Genomic DNA, 6,344 nt, shown 5'->3' on the forward strand with positions numbered 1-6,344 from the left:
ATATGACGGGCAATCTGGCGTGATAAGCGAGTAAAAATGACTCGCCTGCTGTGGGTGGCGAGTCATTTTTACTCATTGAAACTTAAGTCTTTGTGTTACAGCGCAGGGTAAGCGCTGCTAAAAGATGGCATGATTTCTGCTGTCAAAAAGGGATGAACAGGCAAAGAAGAAGATACGTTTTATGCAACGTTCAAAAGACACCTTAGCCAAATGGTTAAGCACGATCCTCCCCATTGTCATTGTTGGGCTGGTGGGATTGTTTGCGGTAACTGTGATTCGTGATTATGGGCGGGCAAGTGAGGCTGACCGTCAGGCATTACTGGAAAAAGGTAATGTGCTCATTCGCGCTCTGGAGTCAGGAAGCCGCGTAGGGATGGGGATGCGAATGCACCATGTGCAGCAACAGGCGCTTCTGGAAGAGATGGCAGGCCAGCCTGGGGTGTTGTGGTTTGCGGTCACCGATGCGCAGGGCATCATCATTCTTCACAGTAACCCCGAAATGGTTGGGCGTGCACTCTATTCGCCGGATGAAATGCAGCAGTTAAAGCCAGAGGAAAACTCCCGCTGGCGACTGCTTGAGAAAGCGGAAACTGCGCCTGCGCTTGAGGTCTATCGTTTGTTCCAGCCAATGTCATCGCCCTGGCGGCATGGCATGCACAATATGCCGCGCTGTAACGGCAAAGCTGTGCCACAGGCAGAAGCACAACAGGCTATTTTCATCGCCGTTGACGCCAGCGATCTGGTTGCAACCCAGAGTGGGGAAAAGCGCAATACCCTGATTATCCTCTTCGCCCTGGCGACGGTCTTGCTGGCAAGCGTGTTGTCATTCTTCTGGTATCGCCGGTATCTGCGCTCGCGCCAGCTTCTACAAGATGAAATGAAGCGCAAAGAGAAGCTGGTGGCACTGGGGCATCTGGCGGCAGGCGTTGCCCACGAAATCCGTAACCCACTTTCCTCGATTAAAGGGCTGGCGAAATACTTTGCCGAACGCGCGCCAGCAGGGGGAGAAGCGCATCAATTGGCGCAGGTGATGGCGAAAGAAGCCGACCGTTTAAACCGCGTGGTAAGCGAGCTGCTGGAACTGGTTAAACCAACGCATCTGGCTTTGCAGGCGGTGGATCTCAACACTCTGATTAACCACTCATTACAGCTGGTAAGCCAGGATGCAAACAGCCGGGAGATCCAGTTACGCTTTACCGCCAACGACACATTACCGCAAATTCAGGCCGATCCGGACAGGCTGACTCAGGTCCTGTTGAATCTCTATCTCAATGCTATTCAGGCGATTGGTCAGCATGGCGTGATTAGCGTGACGGCCAGCGAAAGCGGCGCAGGCGTGAAAATTAGCGTTACTGATAGCGGTAAGGGAATTGCGGCGGATCAGCTTGAAGCTATCTTCACCCCGTACTTCACCACCAAAGCCGAAGGCACCGGGTTAGGGCTGGCGGTCGTGCATAATATTGTTGAACAACACGGTGGTACAATTCAGGTCGCAAGCCAGGAGGGAAAAGGCGCAACGTTCACCCTCTGGCTTCCGGTCAATATTACGCGTAAGGACCCACAAGGATGACGCACGATAATATCGATATTCTGGTGGTGGATGATGACATTAGCCACTGCACTATTTTGCAGGCATTACTGCGCGGCTGGGGCTATAACGTCGCGCTGGCGAACAGCGGGCGACAGGCGCTGGAGCAGGTGCGGGAACAGGTTTTTGATCTTGTGCTTTGCGATGTGCGAATGGCGGAGATGGACGGCATTGCCACACTAAAAGAGATCAAAACGTTAAACCCGGCGATTCCGGTACTGATTATGACCGCGTACTCCAGCGTCGAGACGGCGGTAGAGGCGTTGAAAACCGGGGCGCTGGATTATCTCATCAAACCGCTGGATTTCGATAACCTGCAGGCGACGCTGGAAAAGGCGCTCGCGCATACGCACAGTGTCGATGCTGAAATACCTGCGGTGTCCGCCAGCCAGTTCGGTATGGTTGGCAAAAGCGCAGCGATGCAACACCTGCTCGGTGAAATTGCCCTTGTCGCGCCATCGGAAGCCACGGTGCTGATCCACGGCGATTCCGGTACCGGTAAAGAGCTGGTCGCCAGGGCGATTCACGCCAGTAGCGCACGTAGCGAAAAACCGCTGGTAACGCTCAACTGTGCGGCACTCAACGAATCCTTGCTGGAATCTGAATTGTTCGGTCACGAAAAAGGGGCGTTTACCGGAGCCGACAAACGGCGGGAAGGGCGCTTTGTTGAGGCGGACGGCGGCACGCTGTTTCTCGATGAAATTGGCGATATCTCGCCGATGATGCAGGTGCGTCTGCTGCGTGCCATTCAGGAGCGTGAAGTGCAGCGTGTCGGCAGCAACCAGACTATTTCGGTTGATGTCAGGCTGATTGCGGCGACCCATCGCGATCTTGCCGCAGAGGTGAATGCCGGGCGTTTTCGCCAGGATCTCTACTATCGCCTGAACGTGGTGGCGATTGAAGTACCGTCGCTGCGTCAGCGGCGGGAAGATATCCCTCTGCTGGCTGGCCATTTTCTTCAGCGCTTTGCCGAGCGTAATCGCAAGGCGGTAAAAGGCTTTACGCCCCAGGCGATGGATCTGCTGATTCATTACGACTGGCCGGGAAATATTCGTGAACTGGAAAACGCGGTGGAACGGGCGGTGGTGCTGCTGACCGGGGAATATATTTCCGAACGCGAGCTGCCGCTGGCGATTGCCAGTACGCCGATCCCGCTGGTACAAAGTCAGGATATTCAGCCGCTGGTGGAAGTCGAAAAAGAAGTGATTCTGGCGGCACTGGAGAAAACGGGCGGCAACAAAACCGAAGCCGCCCGTCAGTTAGGGATCACGCGTAAAACGCTATTGGCAAAACTGTCGCGTTAGTTCTGCTCGCGTTCGATGGCGCGCCAGCCGATATCTTTCCGGCAGAAGCAGTCGTCCCAGTGGATATCGGTCATTAAGTCATAGGCGCGTTTCTGCGCTTCTGCCACGGTATGACCCAGCGCGGTGACGCACAGTACGCGCCCGCCACTGGTCACTACCTGCTCGTTATCCGCCAGTTTCGTGCCCGCGTGGAACACTTTGCCGCCTTCCACTTCTTCCAGCGGCAGGCCGTGGATCACATCGCCGGTGCGGTAATTACCCGGATATCCACCCGCAGCCATCACCACGCCGAGAGAAGCGCGTTCATCCCACTCGGACGTTTTCTCGTCCAGCTTGCCTTCACAGGCTGCCAGGCACAGTTCAACCAGATCGGACTTCATGCGCAGCATAATCGGCTGGGTTTCCGGATCGCCAAAGCGGCAGTTAAATTCAATAACCTTCGGATTGCCCTGTTTGTCGATCATCAGGCCCGCATAGAGAAAACCGGTGTAGGTGTTGCCTTCCGCCGCCATGCCTTTCACGGTTGGCCAGATGATACGTTCCATCGTGCGCTGATGAACTTCATCGGTCACTACCGGCGCAGGAGAGTAAGCGCCCATTCCGCCAGTGTTTGGCCCGGTATCTTTATCGCCTACGCGTTTGTGATCCTGGCTGGTGGCCATCGGTAGCACATGCTCGCCGTCCACCATCACGATAAAGCTCGCTTCTTCGCCATCGAGGAACTCTTCGATAACGATGCGATGACCCGCGTCGCCAAAAGCGTTGCCTGCCAGCATATCGTGAACAGCCGCTTCCGCTTCTTCCAGCGTCATCGCTACGATAACGCCTTTCCCGGCAGCCAGACCGTCCGCTTTAATGACGATTGGCGCGCCTTTCTCACGCAGATACGCCAGCGCAGGTTCTACCTCGGTGAAGTTCTGGTATTCCGCCGTAGGGATTTTATGGCGGGCCAGGAAATCTTTGGTAAACGCTTTTGAGCCTTCCAGTTGCGCGGCACCTGCGGTTGGGCCGAAGATTTTCAGCCCGGCGGCGCGGAAGGTATCAACCACGCCTTTCACCAGCGGCGCTTCCGGGCCGACGATGGTGAGATCTACCTTTTCGTTTTGTGCGAAATCCAGCAGCGCCGGGATATCGGTCACGCCGATAGCGACGTTTTGCAGCGTGGGTTCCAGCGCAGTGCCTGCGTTACCCGGAGCAACAAAAACAGTCTCAACCAGCGGCGACTGGGCCGCTTTCCAGGCCAGCGCGTGCTCGCGCCCGCCGTTACCAATCACTAATACTTTCATCTGTCGCTCCATTAATGGCGGAAGTGGCGCATGTCGGTGAAGAGCATCGCAATACCGTGCTCGTCGGCGGCGGCAATCACTTCGTCATCACGGATAGAACCGCCAGGCTGGATTACGCAGGTCACGCCCGCAGCGGCGGCGGCATCAATACCGTCGCGGAACGGGAAGAACGCGTCAGAAGCCATCGAGGAACCTTTCACTTCCAGACCTTCATCGGCAGCTTTAATACCGGCGATTTTCGCGGAGTACACGCGGCTCATCTGGCCCGCGCCAATACCGATGGTCATATTGTTTTTGGCATAGACGATAGCGTTGGATTTCACGAACTTCGCCACTTTCCAGCAGAACAGCGCATCACGCAGTTCCTGTTCGGTCGGCTGGCGTTTGGTGACGACGCGCAGTTCTTCCGCGCCGACCATCCCCAGGTCACGATCCTGAACCAGCAAACCGCCGTTCACGCGTTTGAAATCAAGACCCGGAACACGCTCGCCCCACTGACCGCAGGTCAGGACGCGAACGTTCTGTTTGGCGGCGGTGATTTTCAGGGCTTCTTCGCTGGCGGACGGCGCAATAATCACTTCGACAAACTGACGAGAAATAATGGCCTGTGCGGTTTCCGCATCCAGCTCGCGGTTAAAGGCGATAATGCCGCCGAATGCGGAGGTTGGGTCGGTTTTGTACGCGCGATCGTAAGCATCAAGAATGGAATTGCCGATAGCCACGCCGCAAGGGTTGGCATGCTTCACAATCACACATGCCGGCTCGGCGAACTCTTTCACGCACTCCAGCGCCGCATCGGTATCGGCGATGTTGTTATAAGAGAGGGCCTTACCCTGAACCTGGGTTGCGGTAGCAACGGAGGCTTCTTTCACATTCTCTTCTATATAGAAGGCAGCCTGCTGGTGGCTGTTCTCGCCGTAACGCATATCCTGCTTCTTAATGAAGTTCAGGTTCAGCGTGCGTGGGAAGCGACCGGCGGCTTCTTTGCTTTCACCGTGGTAAGCCGGAACCATGCTGCCGAAGTAGTTGGCAATCATGCTGTCGTAGGCGGCAGTGTGTTCGAAGGCTTTGATGGCGAGGTCGAAACGGGTTGCAAGCGTCAGCGATCCTTCGTTGGCATCCATCTCTTTAATAATGGCGTCGTAGTCGCTGCTCTTCACCACGATTGCGACATCTTTATGGTTCTTAGCGGCGGAGCGCACCATGGTCGGGCCGCCGATATCGATGTTCTCAACCGCATCTTCCAGCGAGCAGCCTTCACGAGCAACGGTCTGGGCGAACGGATACAGGTTAACAACCACCATATCGATAGGCTGGATCTGATGTTCTTCCATAATGGCATCGTCCTGGCCGCGACGGCCCAGAATGCCACCATGTACTTTCGGATGCAGGGTCTTCACGCGTCCATCCATCATCTCCGGGAAACCGGTGTAATCGGAAACTTCGGTTACCGGCAGACCTTTTTCTGCTAACAGACGGGCAGTGCCCCCTGTAGACAGCAGCTCCACACCGCGTGCGGAAAGTGCCTGGGCGAATTCGACGATACCGGCTTTGTCAGAAACACTGAGCAGAGCGCGGCGGACTGGACGACGTTGTTGCATGGTAAATCCCCTGGATTTGACTATTACAGAGAGCGTTAGCTGAATTTTTCGCGAAAAACTCAGCTAACGCCCCTAACGGGGCATCCTTATTTTTCGCCCGCATTGTAACGAAAACGTTTGCGCAACGCTCGCGAATTTTTCTCTTTCAATGGCGATCACAATTTTGACAGTGGTTACCGTGGGAAAAATACAGAAATTACATTGATGATTGTGGATAACTCTGTGCGTAAAAAGGTATAAAGCGGGGTTTTGCTGGGGAATGCAGCAGTCAGTCATTTTTTTGCAATTTTTCTATTGCGGCCTACGGAGAACTCCCTATAATGCGCCTCCATCGACACGGCGGATGTGAATCACTTCACACAAACAGCCGGTTCGGTTGAAGAGAAAAATCCTGAAATTCAGGGTTGACTCTGAAAGAGGAAAGCGTAATATACGCCACCTCGCGACAGTGAGCTGAAAGCCGCGTCGCAACTGCTCTTTAACAATTTATCAGACAATCTGTGTGGGCACTCGAAGATACGGATTCTTAACGTCGAAAGACGATAAATGAATACCAAGTCTCAAG

General features: G+C 54.8%; 4 protein-coding genes. 2 read left to right on the plus strand and 2 right to left on the minus strand.

The window, feature by feature from the left end; all coding sequences use genetic code 11:
- Positions 1–172: 172 nt before the first annotated feature.
- The gene (zraS, locus tag D9741_RS20460; RefSeq protein ID WP_130216337.1) at positions 173–1,570 is read left to right on the plus strand and encodes a two-component system sensor histidine kinase ZraS; all 1,398 of its coding nucleotides are present in this window, start codon (positions 173–175) and stop codon (positions 1,568–1,570) included.
- Entirely contained in the window at positions 1,567–2,892 is a 1,326-nt protein-coding gene (zraR, locus tag D9741_RS20465; RefSeq protein WP_130216339.1) for a sigma-54-dependent response regulator transcription factor ZraR, read from the plus strand. Before zraS ends, zraR begins: the two co-directional genes overlap by 4 nt.
- Here zraR and purD read toward each other — a convergent pair.
- Together purD and purH are read right to left on the minus strand one after the other, a co-directional pair.
- Entirely contained in the window at positions 2,889–4,178 is a 1,290-nt protein-coding gene (gene purD, locus D9741_RS20470; RefSeq protein ID WP_130216341.1) for a phosphoribosylamine--glycine ligase, read from the minus strand. The genes zraR and purD overlap by 4 nt on opposite strands.
- Before the next feature lie 11 nt (positions 4,179–4,189).
- The gene (purH, locus tag D9741_RS20475) at positions 4,190–5,779 is read right to left on the minus strand and encodes a bifunctional phosphoribosylaminoimidazolecarboxamide formyltransferase/IMP cyclohydrolase (RefSeq protein WP_001187551.1); all 1,590 of its coding nucleotides are present in this window, start codon (positions 5,777–5,779) and stop codon (positions 4,190–4,192) included.
- Positions 5,780–6,344 lie beyond the last annotated feature (565 nt).

This window comes from Escherichia sp. E14V7 (genome assembly GCF_004212225.1).
In the GTDB taxonomy this organism is placed as follows: Bacteria; Pseudomonadota; Gammaproteobacteria; order Enterobacterales; family Enterobacteriaceae; genus Escherichia.

Excerpts from the sequence above, each read along its gene's own strand:
- zraR (WP_130216339.1), top strand. The coding sequence starts at position 1,567 with ATGACGCACGATAATATCGATATTCTGGTGGTGGATGATGACATTAGC.
- purD (WP_130216341.1), bottom strand. The coding sequence starts at position 4,178 with ATGAAAGTATTAGTGATTGGTAACGGCGGGCGCGAGCACGCGCTGGCC.
- purH (WP_001187551.1), bottom strand. The coding sequence starts at position 5,779 with ATGCAACAACGTCGTCCAGTCCGCCGCGCTCTGCTCAGTGTTTCTGAC.